The 13,741-nt window shown below is 75.8% G+C and carries 17 protein-coding genes; 10 read left to right on the top strand and 7 right to left on the bottom strand.

The window, feature by feature from the left end; genetic code table 11:
- Window positions 1–76: 76 nt before the first annotated feature.
- Window positions 77–280 carry a cold-shock protein gene (locus ACWCYY_RS34360; RefSeq protein WP_045694210.1) on the bottom strand — a complete coding sequence of 68 codons (204 nt, stop codon included), beginning with the start codon at window positions 278–280 and terminating at the stop codon, window positions 77–79.
- Between the two features lie 428 nt (window positions 281–708).
- Here ACWCYY_RS34360 and ACWCYY_RS34355 point away from each other — a divergent pair, with 428 nt between their 5' ends.
- From ACWCYY_RS34355 to ACWCYY_RS34325, 7 genes are all read left to right on the top strand, one after another.
- On the top strand, window positions 709–1,353 hold the full coding sequence (locus tag ACWCYY_RS34355) for a hypothetical protein (RefSeq protein WP_449798241.1): 645 nt from the start codon (window positions 709–711) through the stop codon (window positions 1,351–1,353).
- Window positions 1,354–1,544: 191 nt separating this feature from the next.
- A complete protein-coding gene (locus ACWCYY_RS34350; protein ID WP_345288480.1) occupies window positions 1,545–1,751 on the top strand; it encodes a hypothetical protein in 207 nt (68 codons plus the stop codon).
- Between the two features lie 89 nt (window positions 1,752–1,840).
- Window positions 1,841–2,575: a hypothetical protein gene (locus ACWCYY_RS34345; RefSeq protein WP_449798240.1), complete on the top strand. Its 735-nt coding sequence runs from the start codon at window positions 1,841–1,843 to the stop codon at window positions 2,573–2,575.
- 13 nt (window positions 2,576–2,588) lie between these two features.
- The gene (locus ACWCYY_RS34340; protein ID WP_449798239.1) at window positions 2,589–3,524 is read left to right on the top strand and encodes a DUF6895 family protein; all 936 of its coding nucleotides are present in this window, start codon (window positions 2,589–2,591) and stop codon (window positions 3,522–3,524) included.
- Complete coding sequence (locus tag ACWCYY_RS34335) at window positions 3,521–4,621, top strand: serine hydrolase domain-containing protein (protein ID WP_449798238.1); 1,101 nt, start codon at window positions 3,521–3,523, stop codon at window positions 4,619–4,621. The genes ACWCYY_RS34340 and ACWCYY_RS34335 overlap by 4 nt, the downstream gene beginning before the upstream one ends.
- Window positions 4,622–4,747: 126 nt before the next feature.
- Entirely contained in the window at window positions 4,748–5,686 is a 939-nt protein-coding gene (locus ACWCYY_RS34330) for a hypothetical protein (RefSeq protein WP_345288488.1), read from the top strand.
- Between the two features lie 162 nt (window positions 5,687–5,848).
- Window positions 5,849–6,772, top strand: a complete 924-nt coding sequence (locus ACWCYY_RS34325; protein WP_345288490.1) for a cation diffusion facilitator family transporter — start codon at window positions 5,849–5,851, stop codon at window positions 6,770–6,772.
- A 284-nt stretch (window positions 6,773–7,056) separates the two neighbouring features.
- On the opposite strand, the gene ACWCYY_RS34320 is transcribed toward ACWCYY_RS34325, so the two are convergent.
- Entirely contained in the window at window positions 7,057–7,437 is a 381-nt protein-coding gene (locus tag ACWCYY_RS34320) for a peptidase inhibitor family I36 protein (protein ID WP_345288491.1), read from the bottom strand.
- A 362-nt stretch (window positions 7,438–7,799) separates the two neighbouring features.
- Between ACWCYY_RS34320 and ACWCYY_RS34315 the strand changes: the two genes are divergently transcribed.
- The 3 genes from ACWCYY_RS34315 to ACWCYY_RS34305 all read left to right on the top strand — a co-directional run bounded on the left by ACWCYY_RS34315 (window position 7,800) and on the right by ACWCYY_RS34305 (window position 9,222).
- Complete coding sequence (locus ACWCYY_RS34315; protein ID WP_449798237.1) at window positions 7,800–8,384, top strand: DM13 domain-containing protein; 585 nt, start codon at window positions 7,800–7,802, stop codon at window positions 8,382–8,384.
- Between the two features lie 65 nt (window positions 8,385–8,449).
- Complete coding sequence (locus ACWCYY_RS34310; RefSeq protein ID WP_345288495.1) at window positions 8,450–8,761, top strand: hypothetical protein; 312 nt, start codon at window positions 8,450–8,452, stop codon at window positions 8,759–8,761.
- 149 nt (window positions 8,762–8,910) lie between these two features.
- Window positions 8,911–9,222 (top strand): WhiB family transcriptional regulator, encoded by a 312-nt coding sequence (locus ACWCYY_RS34305; RefSeq protein WP_449798254.1) that lies wholly within the window; start codon window positions 8,911–8,913, stop codon window positions 9,220–9,222.
- A 41-nt stretch (window positions 9,223–9,263) separates the two neighbouring features.
- Here ACWCYY_RS34305 and ACWCYY_RS34300 read toward each other — a convergent pair whose 3' ends face one another.
- The 5 genes from ACWCYY_RS34300 to ACWCYY_RS34280 form a co-directional block, all read right to left on the bottom strand.
- The gene (locus tag ACWCYY_RS34300; protein ID WP_449798256.1) at window positions 9,264–9,494 is read right to left on the bottom strand and encodes a hypothetical protein; all 231 of its coding nucleotides are present in this window, start codon (window positions 9,492–9,494) and stop codon (window positions 9,264–9,266) included.
- Window positions 9,495–9,564: 70 nt separating this feature from the next.
- Window positions 9,565–9,912, bottom strand: coding sequence for an LVIVD repeat-containing protein (locus ACWCYY_RS34295; RefSeq protein ID WP_380150288.1), 348 nt, complete (start codon window positions 9,910–9,912; stop codon window positions 9,565–9,567).
- Window positions 9,913–10,039: 127 nt separating this feature from the next.
- Window positions 10,040–10,258, bottom strand: a complete 219-nt coding sequence (locus ACWCYY_RS34290) for a hypothetical protein (protein WP_380150287.1) — start codon at window positions 10,256–10,258, stop codon at window positions 10,040–10,042.
- Window positions 10,259–10,348: 90 nt separating this feature from the next.
- Window positions 10,349–10,747: a hypothetical protein gene (locus tag ACWCYY_RS34285; protein WP_449798236.1), complete on the bottom strand. Its 399-nt coding sequence runs from the start codon at window positions 10,745–10,747 to the stop codon at window positions 10,349–10,351.
- Window positions 10,748–10,861: 114 nt separating this feature from the next.
- Entirely contained in the window at window positions 10,862–13,696 is a 2,835-nt protein-coding gene (locus ACWCYY_RS34280) for an AAA family ATPase (protein WP_449798235.1), read from the bottom strand.
- Between the last annotated feature and the right edge of the window lie 45 nt (window positions 13,697–13,741).

The raw sequence follows: 13,741 nt of genomic DNA, 5'->3' as shown, positions 1-13,741 counted from the left end.
AACGCCGAGGGGCCCGCACCGCGCGGTGTGCGCGGTGCGGGCCCCTCGTTGCCAGGTGGGTCACCCGGCACAGGAACTACAGCGGGCGGATGTTCTCGGCCTGCGGGCCCTTCTGGCCCTGGGTGACGTCGAACTCGACCTTCTGGCCCTCGAGCAGCTCACGGAAGCCGTTGGCGTTGATGTTCGAGTAGTGGGCGAAGACGTCCGGGCCGCCACCCTCCTGCTCGATGAAGCCGAAGCCCTTTTCCGAGTTGAACCACTTCACGGTGCCATTAGCCATTAAAAATCTCCTTCAAAGGGCCGTCCGGAGCGCGCACGTCGCACGCTCCGAGTCGCCGCGATGAGCGCCCATCCGAAAAAATCGGAAAACAAAAAATGCGCCCGCGAAACATCAGCAGGCGCACACAAAGTTCATGGGAACCACTACTGCAACTACAACGACTGTAGCAGGCCCGGGTCCGGAACGTGCCCACATTGTGCTCCGTGTTTTTCCGGGCATATTTTTCGAGCCCTCGCAGGCGCTCGCCGCAGTGCACCGCACCGTGGCGGACCCCGCACCGCCGACCGGATCCGACGGGCCGTCAACTCCGCTGCCCCGCACGGCTGCTCCGTGGATTCGGCCGTTGCCCCGCCGGTGCCGGTGCACGGGCGGTACGCTCGCCCCGGTCCGTCCGCGGGGGCGCCGGACCGTGGCGAGGGGGAGGCGCGGTGGAACGCCAGTTCTGGTTCGACTCGTGGGACGAGGGCGGCTCGAAGACGAGCTTCCACCTGCCGGAGGTGCACCCGCACGCGCGGTACCTGGTGGACGGCGGGCTCCTGGACGGGGCCCGGGTCCTGGTGCCGCTGTGCGGGAAGTCCCTGGACATGCCCGCCTTCGCCCGGCGGGCCCGCGAGGTGGTCGGCGTCGAGCTCGTCGAGTCGGCGGTGGCCCAGTTCCTCGCGGACAACGCGATCGACGCCGTCCGGACGGAGCCCGGGGTCTTCCGGGCGGGCAACCTGACCGTGCTGGTGCGGGACTTCTTCGACCTCACCACCGCCGACCTCGGCTCCGTCGACGTGGTGTACGACCGTGCCTGCCTGGTCGCGTTCCCGGAACCGATGCGCGAGCGGTACGCCGCGCACCTGACCGGCCTCCTGCCGGCCGGGGCCCGGTACTTCCTCAACACCCTGGAGTACGCGCCGGTGATGGACACCCCGCCCTTCTCGGTGGGGCCGGACGCGGTCCGGGGGTACTTCGGCGACGCGTTCGACATCGAGCACGTCTTCGACGACGACCGCCCCGACCACCGCATGGTCGCCAAGTTCGGCCTGGAGTCCCTGCGGGAGCACGGCTTCCTGCTGCACCGCCGCTGACCACTCGCCCGGTGCGGGGCCGCCTGGTCCCCCAACTCCCGTGCGGGGGAGCCCGCTTGATCCGCTGCGGAACCGATGCGTCCGGCCGCTGCCCGCCCCGCTGCGGGTGCGACCATCGGTTCGTGCTCGTACTGTCGAACGGGGGGCGCCGTTCGACCGAACGGCGAAAACCAGACGAGGAGGCACATCTGATGCTTGCTCAGTTCCAGACCGAAACCGCTCCGGCGTCACGCAGCGCGACGCTCGCCGAGGCCGGGACGCTCGCGAGCCTGATGGTGGAGGACGAGGCCGTCGTGTCCGACGCGCCCACGTACCTGCCCGAGGCCGCCGGCGCAGTGCTGCTGGCCGGGCTGCTGCTGGCTTCCCCGAAGCCGCCGAAGGAGAGGCCGACCCGGTAGTCGGCCCCGTCGGTCCCGGCGCGCGGCAGCCCTGCGGCACGGCGCCGTACCGGACCCGTGCCCCATCCCGTGAAGGAGGCGGTTCCACCATGCCGTCCGCCGAGACCACCCTCCGCGACGAGTACGCCGCCGCGGTGGAACACCTGTCAGGCCGTACCCTCGACGCCGTTAGGGACGGCGGGGGTACGGCCGCACCCGCGGACCCCGCCCTTCCCGACGGCGACGCGGAGAGCACCGCACGCCGCCCCCTGCTGGCCGCCGCCCGGGTGCTCGGCGTGAACCTGTTCGCCCCGCAGCTGCTGGCCGGCGCCCCTCCCGACGAGGCGGCCGCCGCCCTGCTCGCCGAGGCACGACGGACCCTCCCCGAGCCGGCCGCCGCCACCGACGGCGGTGCCCTGGCGATCGCCTGGCAGGACTGGGCCGCCCTGCGCCTCCTCGCCGCCACGCCCCACGCGAGCGGCGGGACCCCGGCCCCGACGCCACCGACGCCGCCCGGCCCGGCGGACGTCGGCTGGCAGTCCTGGTCCGTCCGGATGGCCCAGCTCTCCGGCCTCGCGCTGCCCGGGCTGGACGGCGCCGTGCACGACTCGGCCCGCACCCACACCCTGGACCTCGCCCGCGGCACCGTCCGCGCGATGCTGCGGCGCGACCCCACCACCGCCGTCCGCCTCGCCCGCTGGCTCGCCTGGGCACACGCCGACGGCCGCCCGGACCGGCTGGAGATCGGGCCGGTCCTCGACCGGATCGGCTTCGTCGGCGACGGGACCAACCGCTCCGGGCTCGAACTCGCCATCGCCCGGCGCCTGTTGACCGATGACCGTTGAACGGGGTACGGAGATGACCGACACCCAGGTGCTCGCCCTCGCCCAGCAGCTCGGCTCCCGGGCCCTGGCCTGGCTGCACGCCGGCCAACTCGGCGGGTTCGACCGGATCGAGGACAACACGATCATCGACCTCGCCGATCCCAACGACGTCTACAAGCCGCTCTGCGAAGCAGCGCTCGCCTCCTCCCTGGTGCTGCGCGACGGCGTCACCGGCGCCCACGACGCCCGGCTCGCGCGCGAGCTGCTGGAGGCCTCCTGGTCCCAGCTCAGGCACGGCGACCTCCTCTACGAGCGGCAGCTGCGCCACGTCACGGTGATCGACCCGCTGGAGACCTACGCGCACTTCGCCCGGGCCGGCTACCGGCACCCCGCCATGGACGAACTGCTCACCTCCCTCGGCCGGCTCCGCTCCGTGCACGCCGTCGAGATCCCCGGCAACCGGCAGCTCGCCCTCGCCAACGCCCGGCGGATCGCCGGGCTCGAACCCGCGCCGGACTGGCCGGCACTGGCCCGGTCGACCTGGCTCGGCGCCCTCTCCGAGCCGTGGACCATCGCCTGGGTGATCGGCTACCACGTCACCCACACCGTCTTCCACCTCACCGACTGGGGCGCGCGCCCCGAGTGCCTGCCCGAGCCGATGCACGCCTACCTGTGCGACTGGCTGCCGGTCTGGCTCGACGTCTGGCTGGAGACCGAGCAGTGGGACCTCGCCGGCGAACTGCTCATCGTCGACTCCTGCATGGGGGAGCCGGTCACCGGGCGGTCCGGCTGGGAGGCGCTGGCCGCCGTCCAGCAGCCGGACGGACTGATCCCGCGCGACGGGGCGACCCCGCTGTACGAGGACTCCGAGGACACCTTCCGCGAACACGAACACACCGCCGTGGTGGGCGTGGTGGCCGCGACGGTCGCGCTGTCCCGCGCCCTCGGCGGCACGCCGGTCGCCGCGTGAACGCGGTCGACCGCGAGTGCGACCAGGCTGTCGACGAGGCGGTCGCGGTGGCGGTGCGCGCCGCCGGGCCGTACGCGAGCGCGGTCACCGTGGCCGTCGGCCGGGGGGACCGGGAGGAGGTCCGCTGCCACGGGCGCGCCGCGCGGGCGCCGGACGCGCCGCCGTGCACGCCGGACACCGTCTTCGAACTCGGCTCGGTCTCCAAGACGTTCACCGCCCTGCTGCTCGCCGAGATGGCCGCCCGCGGCGAACTCGCCCTGGACGACCCGGTGGAGCGACGGCTGCCGCCGCACTGGAGGACGGCCCGAGGCCGCTCCGCCCGGCCGATCCGCCTGCTGCACCTGGCCACCCACACCTCGGGGCTGCCCCGTCTGCCACCGGGGCTGCTCGCCGGCGCCGTGCCGGACTGGTTCGGCAACCCCTACGCCGCCTTCGGCGACGAGCAGTTGGGGGAGTCGCTGGCCCGGACCGCCGTCCGGTGCGCACCCGGCAGCCGGTACCGCTACTCCAACTACGGGGTCGGGCTGCTCGGCCGGCTGCTCGCCGAGACGGGCGGGTTGACGTACGGGGAGCTGTTGGCCGAACGGGTTTGCGGGCCGCTGGGGCTCACCGCCACCTCCTGCCGGCCGGACGCGGCGGGACTGGCGGTCGGCTACCGCCACGGGCGGGCGCGGCCGCCGTGGCTGATGCCCGGGCTGCCGGGCGCGGGGGCCGTGCGGTCCTCGGGGGCCGACCTCCTGCGCTACCTGCGCACCCACGCCGAGAGCCGGAGCCGGCCGCCGGGCTCCGCCGCGGGTGTCTCCGTCGGCGCCGAACTGGGCGCGGCACTGGCCGATGTCCAGCGGCTGCGACTGCGGCTGCCGGGCTCGACGGACCGGCTCGGTCTGGTCTGGATGCACCGTCACTCCGGTGGCCGGGACCTCTACTTCCACTCGGGCGGCACCCGCGGGTTCACCTCCTTCGTCGGCTTCTCCCCGCAGGGCCCCACCACGGTCGCGGCCCTGGCCAACACCGCGCCCGCGCTGGACGGGCGCTTCGTACAGGCGGGTTACGAGGTGCTGCGGACGGCGGCCGCAGGGGCCGTCCCGCGGGGATGAGCCGCGGGCCCCGGGCGGGGTGAGGGGCGCGGCCCCGGTCTTATGACAAGGGTGTTGACCGTAGCGGGGCGCCGCGTGTTGGATCGGTGAACCCCTCCGCCGGCTCGACCCCCGGGACCGCCCGCCATGCCCATCTTCGGCCGCCGCCCCGCCGGGCCACGCCTCATGCCCGCCCTCGACGACGCCGAACTCGCGCTGGTGCACCGGCAGTTGACGGTGCCGCAGACCCACGGCCAACTGGAGCTGTCCGCCGTCCTGGTGGAGCGGGCACTGCGCGACGCCGGCTCCGCCTGGGACCGTCGCACCCTGCGCCTGGCGGTCCTGGCCGAGGCGGCCACCCCGCGACTGGCCCAGGTCTGGCGACGACAGCGCCCGGACGACGCCGATCCGCTGGTCTTCCGGGCATGGGTGCACGTCGCCGCCGCCCGCCGCACCGGGAGCACCGAGGAACTGCACGGCGTGGAGCGGTGGTGCCGCGACGCGGCCGGTGCCCGCCCGCAGGACCCGGCCCCCTGGATCGCCCTGCTCGGAGCCCAGCGGCTGCTGGGCCGACCGCTCGACGAGGTGCTGCCGACCTGCCGGGAGATCGGAGCCCGTGACCGGTGGAACCGCACCGCGCACCTGGAGCTGCTCGGCTACCTCTCCCCGGCCGAGTCCGGCTCGCGGGCGGAGGAGCTCGCCTTCGTCGACGACGTCCGCGCCACCGCGCCGCCCGGCTCACCGGTGGCGGGGCTCGAACTCGCCCTCTACCTCGGCCGCTACCGCGCCGCGCTGGCGGCCGGCGGGTCGAGCGCCCTGGCGGCCCGTCAGCGCTGGGAGCAGCCGGACGCCGCAGCGGCCCTCGACCGCGCCCTGCGGTGGACCGCACCGGGCGGCCTCCGGCACGCCCATGCCAAGGCCGACCTCAACCTGCTCGCCCACGCCCTCGTCAAGGCCAACCGCCCCAAGGACGCGGCCAGGGCCTTCGAGGCCGTCGGCCACGTGGTGACCGCACACCCGTGGGACCTCGACGGCGACCCGCTCCTGGAGTTCCGCCACTGGCGCGACCAGTCGGCCGCGGCCTGACCGCCGCGGGCGGGCGGGGCCGGGAGAACGGGGGGATCGACGGGGACCGCGTTCGGGCCAGTGCCGGTGGCCGGGGTGCGGGCCGCGTGGTCGACTGGCGTACGGATCCGGCACGCGCGACCTCGGGGAGTGCCGGACGTCAGCGAGAGGTGCGGTGCGTGCATGGGCCATGACCACGGTGCGCCGTCCGCCGCCTCCGGCACCCTGAGCGGCGGCTTCCGCAAGCGGTTGCTGTGGACCATCGGCATCAGTGCGTCGATCACCCTCATCCAGGTGGTCGGCTCGGTGGTCTCCGGTTCGCTGGCGCTGCTCGCCGACGCCGCGCACAGCCTCACCGACGCGGTCGGGGTCTCGCTCGCCCTCGGCGCGATCACCCTCGCCCAGCGCGCCCCCACCCCGAAGCGGACCTTCGGCTTCTACCGGGTCGAGATCTTCTCGGCGGTGCTCAACGCCCTGCTCCTGGTCGGCATCTTCGTGTGGGTGCTCTGGTCGGCGATCGGCCGCTTCAGTGAACCCGTCGAGGTCAAGGGCGGGCTGATGTTCGTGGTCGCGGTCGGCGGGCTGGCCGCCAACCTGGTCGGCCTGTGGCTGCTGCGGGACGCCAAGGACCAGAGCCTCAACCTGCGCGGCGCCTACCTGGAGGTGCTCGGCGACGCGCTCGGCTCGGTCGCGGTCATCGTGGGAGGCCTGGTGATCCTGCTGACCGGGTGGCAGGCGGCGGACCCGATCGCCTCCATCGTGATCGGACTGCTGATCGTGCCGAGGGCGTACGGACTGCTGCGGGACGCCGTGCACGTGCTCCTGGAGGCGACCCCGCAGGGGCTCGAACTCGCCGAGGTGCGCCGCCACATGACGGCCGAGCCGGGCGTCGTCGCCGTGCACGACCTGCACGGGTGGACGGTCACCTCCGGAATGCCGGTCCTCACCGCGCACGTGGTGGTGGAGCGGGCGGCGCTCGCGCGCGACGAGGGCGATCTGCTCGCCCGCCTCCAGCGCTGCGTCGGTGACCACTTCGACGTGGCCCACTCGACGATCCAGCTCGAACCCGAGGGGCACACCGAGCACGAGGCCTCCCTCCACCCCTGACGCCCCGCCACGGGCGGGGGAGGGCAGCAGACGGCCGGGTCCGGGAGCGACGGGGGACCGCTCCGGGCGGACCCGGCCGGTGGGAGGCAAGCAGTGCCCGTGGCGGGGCACGGCTGCTCTGCCCGACGGCCCGGTCGAGGCTGTGGTGGGGCCGCCGTGGCCGGAACACTAGACCCCGTGATCCGGCTGCCGCTAGGGCCGTGAACAGGGATTTTTCGGCCGGGAACATGCCAGCCGTTCACGCCTCCCCGGCTGACGGCGCATCAGCCCCGTGGGCCGGGGTCTCAGCAGCGGACGTCCACGGCGTCGATCCGCTTGCCGAAGTTGGTGTCGTAGGCCTTGGCGTAGTCACCGCTGTTGACCGCGCGGCGCTCCGCGGGGCTCCAGTCGATGAAGCAGGCGCGGGCGTTGGCGTAGAAGGAGTACACGTGGTCGTGCAGGTTGGACGGCAGGTCCCGGTAGCCGTTCGAGGGCGACCAGCGCCACGGGGTCCCCGAGAAGTTCCGGTCGCGCCAGAAGCAGACCTCGCCCGAGCCGCACTGCTCGGCCGCGCGCTGCAGTGCCGCGGCCGCCGTCTCCGCGGTCGGGGCGGTGACGGCCCGGGAAGGGCTCGCCGCGCCGGTCGAGGCGAGGCAGGCGGCGGCGACGGCGACGGCCAGGCTCATGCGAACACGCATACGCACAGGGGGAGTTCCTTCCAGGAGGTCAGCGGCCGGACGCGACGCCGGCCCCGGCCACTCCACCACGCCCGGCACGGGCCGGCCCCGCCGCGGGCACGGAATCACCCGTACAGACGGTAGAACTCGGTGTGCATGCGAACCGCGTGAGCCACCGCGCTCCGTCCGGGGCGGAAGGGCGCCGGCTGCGGGCACGGGTCGGCTGATCCGGTCCGGTCCGGTCCGGTCCGGCGGGTGCCCGGCAGGGCTCGTCGGCGTCAGGGTTCCGTAATGCCCTCGGAGCTGGCACGGCGCACACCCGTGGTGCTTCGATCGTGGTCGTCAGCCCGTTCCCCGCCCCGGAGTTCCTGATGCGACGACGCGTGTCCAAGCCCACCCTGACGGCCCTGTCGCTCGCGCTGGCGGCGGTGGTCGCGGCGGGCCTGCTCGCCTTCGAGCCGTGGAAGGCCTTCACGACCACGACCGTCGAGGAGGCCCTCCCGATCGTGGTCGCCGCTCCCGCTGCCGCCCCCACCGCCGCGCCCGCGACCGGCAGTTCGACGGCCGCGAGCCCCGCCCCGTCCGGTGCCGCCCCGTCCGCTGCTGCGCCGACGGACCTCGGCCGGGGGAGCTTCGTGTCCGGCGAGCACACCACCACCGGTCAGGCCCGCCTCGTCCGGCTGGCCGACGGGAGCACCGTCCTGCGCCTGGAGAACCTCGCCACCTCCGAGGGCCCCGACGTCCGCGTCTACCTCTCCACCCGCCCCGCCGCCGAGTCCAGGCTCGACGACCTCGGCCCCGGCGCCGTCGAACTCGGCCGCCTCAAGGGCAACATGGGCAACCAGAACTACGCCGTCCCGGCCGGCACCGACCTCAGCGGCCTGCACAGCGCCGTCATCTGGTGCAAGCGCTTCTCCGTCGGCTTCGGCGCCGCCGACCTCGCCGCCGCGGTCTGATCCGGCGAGTGTTGCGGCGGGTGGTCCGGCAGGCGGTTCGGGTGCGGGCGGGGCACGATGACGCCATGCCCCGACGAATCCGGTCCGCCGTTGCCGCACGTCCGTTCCCGCACGCCGTCCCGGATCCGCCGGCCGCCGCGCTGCTGGTCGGCATCACCGGATCCGCCCGGCGTCCGCGGTCAGGTCTGCTGGTGCTCCCCGACGGCCGCCGACTGGTCACCGGTCCGTTCACCGCGCGGCAGGCCCGTGCCGTCGCCGAGCTGGTCGCGGGCCGCCTGCGCCGCGCCAGCCTCGGGGGGCAGGCCCTCGTGCACTGGCTGACCGTGCCCCACCCGGTGCCGGACCTGGACGGTCTGATCCCCGGCTCACGCCGCTGACCGCGCGCGGTGGGGCATTGTCCGATCTTCACTCGATCGGATGATGGTCGGCTGTCGGGCGGGCGGACGGGCACCTAGTGTCATGGACCCGTCCGACGGCTCTGTCGGGCCGTCAGGAACGCCATCGGGAGGGGAAGATCGTGGGGGACATCGACGGGACCTGGGCGGAGCGCGGGGCGTGCCGGAGGGTCGACCCGGACGCGCTGTTCGTCGAGGGAGCGGCGCAGCACCGGGCGAAGGCGGTCTGCGACGGATGCCCGGTCCGCACCGAGTGCCTGGCCCATGCGCTCGACCAGCGCATCGAGCACGGCGTCTGGGGCGGGATGACCGAACGCGACCGCCGGGCGCTGCTGCGCCGCCGCCCCACGGTGGAGTCCTGGGCCGAACTCCTGGACCAGGCGCGCGCGGCGCACGCCCGGCGGAGCCCGACGAGCCGCCAGGCCCTCGGACGGACCGGTTGACCACGAGCCCGTCGAGACCGGCCCTGCGGGGTGACTGCGCGTCAGACCGTCAACGGCAGCGGGTGGATCTCGTCGGCGCGGTGCCCGGCGCGCTCGTGGATCCGTTGGACGCCCTCCTCGGCCCGGATCGCGAGGTCGGCCCTGTGGGCCGCCCGGAGGTCCTCCTCCGTGATGCCGAACCGGTTCGTCCTTCGACGTCTCCTCCGGGGTGAGGCGGAGGAGCGGGTGCGGGCGGCGGCCGGGGCCCGTACCCGCCGGGCCGAGATGATCACACAAGTGGTTGGGAAAGGCTTTGCCCAGAGTTTGACCGCCACCGGCCCTGCCGCCGGCCCCGGCGTCGGCCTACGGAAGGCCGCCGAAGGCTCCCGGGTGGCCGTGCGCGGGAGCGGGCCACTCGTGCTCGCGTAGCAGGGCCAGGGCGTACAGGAGGTCGCCGGTGCTGGTGAGGTGGGCACCGGTCCGGTCGTGCACCTCCCACGCGCCGGACGCGGGGTGCGCGGTGCCGAGCGGGAGCGGGTGGGTGGGGTCGGTGACGTCGTCGAGGCGGACGGTGCCGCCGCCGGGGTCGGCGGCGGCCGCGGTGTAGGTGCGGCCCATGCACTTGACGACGGTGGCCCGTTGGGTGACTTCGCCGAGCAGCGGGACCTGGTCGGCCTGGTCCCGGGTGGCCCGGGCGGGAGTGTGCTTCATCGATGCGACTTTCCGTGACGCCGAGGATTCGCGGAGTGACTGTATCCCAGGGCGTCCGAACGGTCCTTTACCTTCCGGCGGCGGGGACGGGCCGGGCGGTGGCCATCCGCCCGGCCCGTGGGCCGCGCTATCCGAAGACGGTCCGCAGTGCGCGGAGCGCGCTGGTCAGCGCCGATCGCGGCGCCTTCGGGGACGCCGCGGGCCGGGTGGTCGCGGGGGAGGCGTCCGGCTGCGGCGCCGGGTGGAGCGGGGGCGTCGGCCGGGGGGCCTGCGGCGGCCGGACGGCGGACTGGCGGGTGGCCTCGGCGCGCACGAGCGCGCGCACGGCGAAGTAGGGGTCGGGCATGACGGAGTTCTCCTGCGGATGTGCCGATGTGTCAGGACGGGGAACGGCGGCACGCCGCGTGCCGGTCGGCAGTGCGGCGTGCGGGCTCCCTCAGCAGCGCAGGACCGTCGAGGAGTTCGACGCGGGGCGCGGGGCGCTCGGCGTCCGAGGGCGGGTCGGGGGGCGGTCGGCGCCGGGGGTGACGCCCAGGGCGACGACGGAGACCGACGCACGGACCTGGGGCGAGGAGTGCCGCCCCTGGTGCGTGTCGACCGCGCACTGGCCGGGGGCCGGACGGTCCCGGCCCACCGTTTCGGTCGCGGCCGTGGCCGCGTCCTCCTGACCGGCGGGCGCGGCCACGGCCGTCACCACGGTGCGGCAGTGGTCGGGGTGGCCCATCGGCAGGTGCGGCTGGGTGCTGCTCAGGACCGTGTGGAGCAGGGCCAGGGTGGCCACGAGCGCCGCGGTGCACCAGGAAAGCCGCGGGCGGTCCGTGCGGAAGCGCGCCATCCCCAGCACCTCCTGCTCTCCCGCCTCCAATGGGTAACGCTCTGATGCCCGTTCGGACACTCAACGTGACGAAAGGGAGGTGCGTCTCACCCGATCCGGTGAACGGCGTTGCCCTCAGTGGCCGCGGCCCCGCCGCTCCGGCACCGGCCGGCGCAGGGCCAGGGCCAGTTCGGTGCGGGACCGGACGCCGAGCTTGCGGTAGACGCGGCTGAGCACGGCCTCGACGGTCTTGACCGAGAGGTGGAGCCGCTCGGCGGTCTCGCGGTTGGTGAGGCCGTCGGCCACCAGCGCGGCGAGCCTGTCCTCCGCCCCGGTCAGACCGGCGGTCGGGAGGGGCGAGCGGGCCGGACCGCCGGGCGCGGTCGGGCCGGAGCGGCCGGCCAGCGCGTCGAGCAGGGCGGTCCACGGGGCGGCGCCGCAGCGGGCGAACAGCTCGGCGGCCTCGTCCCAGACCTCCCGGGCGGCGGCCCGGCGGCGGTGGGCGCGCTCCAGACCACCAAGGGCGAGGAGCGTCCGGCCGTGCTCCAGCCGCAGGCCGAGCGCGGCGAACAGCTCGGCGGCCGTCCGCAGCTGACCCCGGGCCCGGTCCGCCTCGCCGAGCTGCGAGGAGACGGCCGCCGCGGCGCGCAGGCAGGCGGCCTCGGCCCCGGTCCCGGGGGCGCCGCGGCCGAGGGCCGCGCGGGTGCTCACCAGCAGCGCGTGGGCCTCCCGGGCCCGGCCGAGGCCCGCCCATGCCTCGGCCAGCTCGGGCTGCCAGCGCAGCACCGTGGGGTCACCGACCTGCTGACCGGCCTCCAGCGCGGCGACCTCCTCCAGTGCGGCGGCGGCCTCCCGCAGCCGCCCGGTGGCGAGCCGTACGGTGCCGAGCGCCAGCAGGTTGCGGGAGGTGAACACCAGGTCGTGCTCCTCCCGGGCCACCCGCAGGCCCAGGGCGGCGTGCTCGGCGGCCCGGGCGAACGCGCCGCCGGCCGTCTCGGCCAGCGCGGCGGTGTAGGAGACCGGACCGGCCGACAGCCCGGTGACCGAGCGGTGCCGCAGCGCGCGCCCGGCCCACTCCAGGGCGCGGGCACAGTGCCCGGACCGGCACTCGACCTCGGCGAGGCTGCGCAGCACCTCCTGGACGTCCTCGGCGTCGCCGCCGGCCTCGGCCGCCGGCAGGAGGTCGAGCAGCACGGCCCTGGCCCGGTCGAGCCGGTCGTCGAACACGGCGTGACGCGCCGTCAGGTAGTCGGGGCTGCCGCGCACCCCGAGCCGGGACACCGGGACGCCCAGGCCGCGGGCCCGCTCCAGGCTCCGGGCCGAGGCGGGGTCGCCGAGCACCCGCTCCATCCGCGCCCGCATCGTCAGGGCGGCCGCCTCCAGGACCCGGTCGCCGCCGGACCTGGCCAGGTCGGCCGCGAGCGCCGCGGCCCGCACGGCGCGGTGCGGGCGGCCGTGGCCGATGTTGGCGCGCACGGCGTCGCGCAGGTGGACGGCGGCGAGCAGCACGGGGTCGTCCCCGGCGAGGTGGCGGGCGCGCGCGATCAGGGCGTCGCTCTCGTGCAGGGCCTGGCCCCGGGTGTCGATCACGGCGAGCAGGGCGGCGACCTGTTCGGACGGTCCGAGCCGGGCGGCGCGTACGGCCCCGGCGACCCGCGCGGCCAGGTCCGGCCGGCCCGCTGCCGCCGCGTCCGCGGCGGCCAGCGCCAGGCAGCGGGAGCGGGCGGTGCGGTCGGCCGGTGGGACGCGGTCGGCGGCCAGCAGCAGGAGCTCGGCGGCCAGCGCGCGCTCGCCGTCGCGGCGGGCCAGCGCAGCGGCGTGTTCGGCGTCGGCCGCGGCGTGCGGTGCCCGTGGGTCCCGCGGGTCCTGGCCGAGCAGCCGGTGGCGCACCGCGTGCACCGGATCGGTCTCGGCGGCGGCCAGGGCCAGGTGCGCGGCCGGCACGGCGGCGGGGCCGACCGCCCGGCCGCCCCGGGCGGCGGCACGCAGGGCGTCCGCGGCGAAGGCGACGGCGCCGTCCGGGGCGATCCCGACCAGCCCGGCGTCCTCGGCCTCGCGCAGGCGGGCCGCCGAGGCGGCCGGGCCGGTCAGGCGGCCCAGCAGGGTGAGGGTGGGGTGCTCGCTGAGCGCTGCCGTCAGCAGGACCTCCCGGACCGGCGCTGGGACGGTCCCCAGCCAGCGTTCGGCCTCCCTGGAGGCGGCGTCGCCGACGCTGCCGGGGAGTGCCGGACCGTCGGCCCGCGCCGGTCCGGCGGCCGCCAGCGACGCCCTGACCAGGGCCGGGTTCCCTCCGCTGCACCGGTGCACCGGGCCGGCCCAACGGCGCGGGAGGCCGGCGGCCCCCAGCAGGTCGGCGAGTTGAGGGACGGTCAGCGGAGCGGGCGTCAGACGGGGTGCGTGGTCCCCGCACAACTGCCGGACCGGCACCGGCACGGCCGCGCCGCGCACGGCGGCCAGGACGGACAGCCGGCCCGGCGCGAGGGCCCGGCGGGCGTGGGCGAGCACCGCGGCTGTGGCCGGGTCGAGCCACTGGGCGTCGTCGACCACCAGCAGGACGGGGCGTGCGGCGGTTGCCGCGTGCAGGGCCAGCCGGACGGCCTCGCGCTCGGCCGGGCCTGCGGGGTCCGCCGCCGACGGGTGAACCGCCGCCGATGTGGCGGGCGCTGACGACGGGTCCGGTACGGCGGCGGGGTGGAGGGTCCCCACCCGGTCCGGGAGCGCCACGGGGCGCAGCGCCGCCGGCAGGTCCGCTGCCGCGGTCGGCGGCAGCTGTCCGGCCAGGGCCGTGAGCGTCCCGAACGGCCGCCGTTCGTCGCCGGGTTGAGGGGCGAGGCGGAGCACCGGCCGGTCGGCGCCGGCGACCAGGGCGGCGAGGAGCGTGCTCTTGCCGCTGCCCCACGGGCCCTGCACCACCAGGCACCCCGCCGAGCGGAGCAGGCCGGCGGCCGCTGTCAGTGGCTCCTCGGGCATGCGGTGACGGTACGGGCCGGGAACGCCCCGGACAACCCTCCCGCC

It is taken from the genome of Kitasatospora sp. NPDC001664 (assembly GCF_053596675.1).
This window is presented reverse-complemented; position numbering and strand designations above follow the sequence as displayed.

What these genes read in the sequence shown, in the direction of transcription:
- ACWCYY_RS34360 (WP_045694210.1), bottom strand. Translation starts at nt 280, where the DNA reads ATGGCTAATGGCACCGTGAAGTGGTTCAACTCGGAAAAGGGCTTCGGC.
- ACWCYY_RS34350 (WP_345288480.1), top strand. Translation starts at nt 1,545, where the DNA reads ATGCTTGCTCAGTTCCAGACCGAAACCGCTCCGGCGTCACGCAGCGCG.
- ACWCYY_RS34345 (WP_449798240.1), top strand. Translation starts at nt 1,841, where the DNA reads ATGCCGTCCGCCGAGACCACCCTCCGCGACGAGTACGCCGCCGCGGTG.
- ACWCYY_RS34340 (WP_449798239.1), top strand. Translation starts at nt 2,589, where the DNA reads ATGACCGACACCCAGGTGCTCGCCCTCGCCCAGCAGCTCGGCTCCCGG.
- ACWCYY_RS34330 (WP_345288488.1), top strand. Translation starts at nt 4,748, where the DNA reads ATGCCCATCTTCGGCCGCCGCCCCGCCGGGCCACGCCTCATGCCCGCC.
- ACWCYY_RS34325 (WP_345288490.1), top strand. Translation starts at nt 5,849, where the DNA reads ATGGGCCATGACCACGGTGCGCCGTCCGCCGCCTCCGGCACCCTGAGC.
- ACWCYY_RS34320 (WP_345288491.1), bottom strand. Translation starts at nt 7,437, where the DNA reads ATGAGCCTGGCCGTCGCCGTCGCCGCCGCCTGCCTCGCCTCGACCGGC.
- ACWCYY_RS34315 (WP_449798237.1), top strand. Translation starts at nt 7,800, where the DNA reads ATGCGACGACGCGTGTCCAAGCCCACCCTGACGGCCCTGTCGCTCGCG.
- ACWCYY_RS34310 (WP_345288495.1), top strand. Translation starts at nt 8,450, where the DNA reads ATGCCCCGACGAATCCGGTCCGCCGTTGCCGCACGTCCGTTCCCGCAC.
- ACWCYY_RS34295 (WP_380150288.1), bottom strand. Translation starts at nt 9,912, where the DNA reads ATGAAGCACACTCCCGCCCGGGCCACCCGGGACCAGGCCGACCAGGTC.
- ACWCYY_RS34290 (WP_380150287.1), bottom strand. Translation starts at nt 10,258, where the DNA reads ATGCCCGACCCCTACTTCGCCGTGCGCGCGCTCGTGCGCGCCGAGGCC.
- ACWCYY_RS34285 (WP_449798236.1), bottom strand. Translation starts at nt 10,747, where the DNA reads ATGGCGCGCTTCCGCACGGACCGCCCGCGGCTTTCCTGGTGCACCGCG.
- ACWCYY_RS34280 (WP_449798235.1), bottom strand. Translation starts at nt 13,696, where the DNA reads ATGCCCGAGGAGCCACTGACAGCGGCCGCCGGCCTGCTCCGCTCGGCG.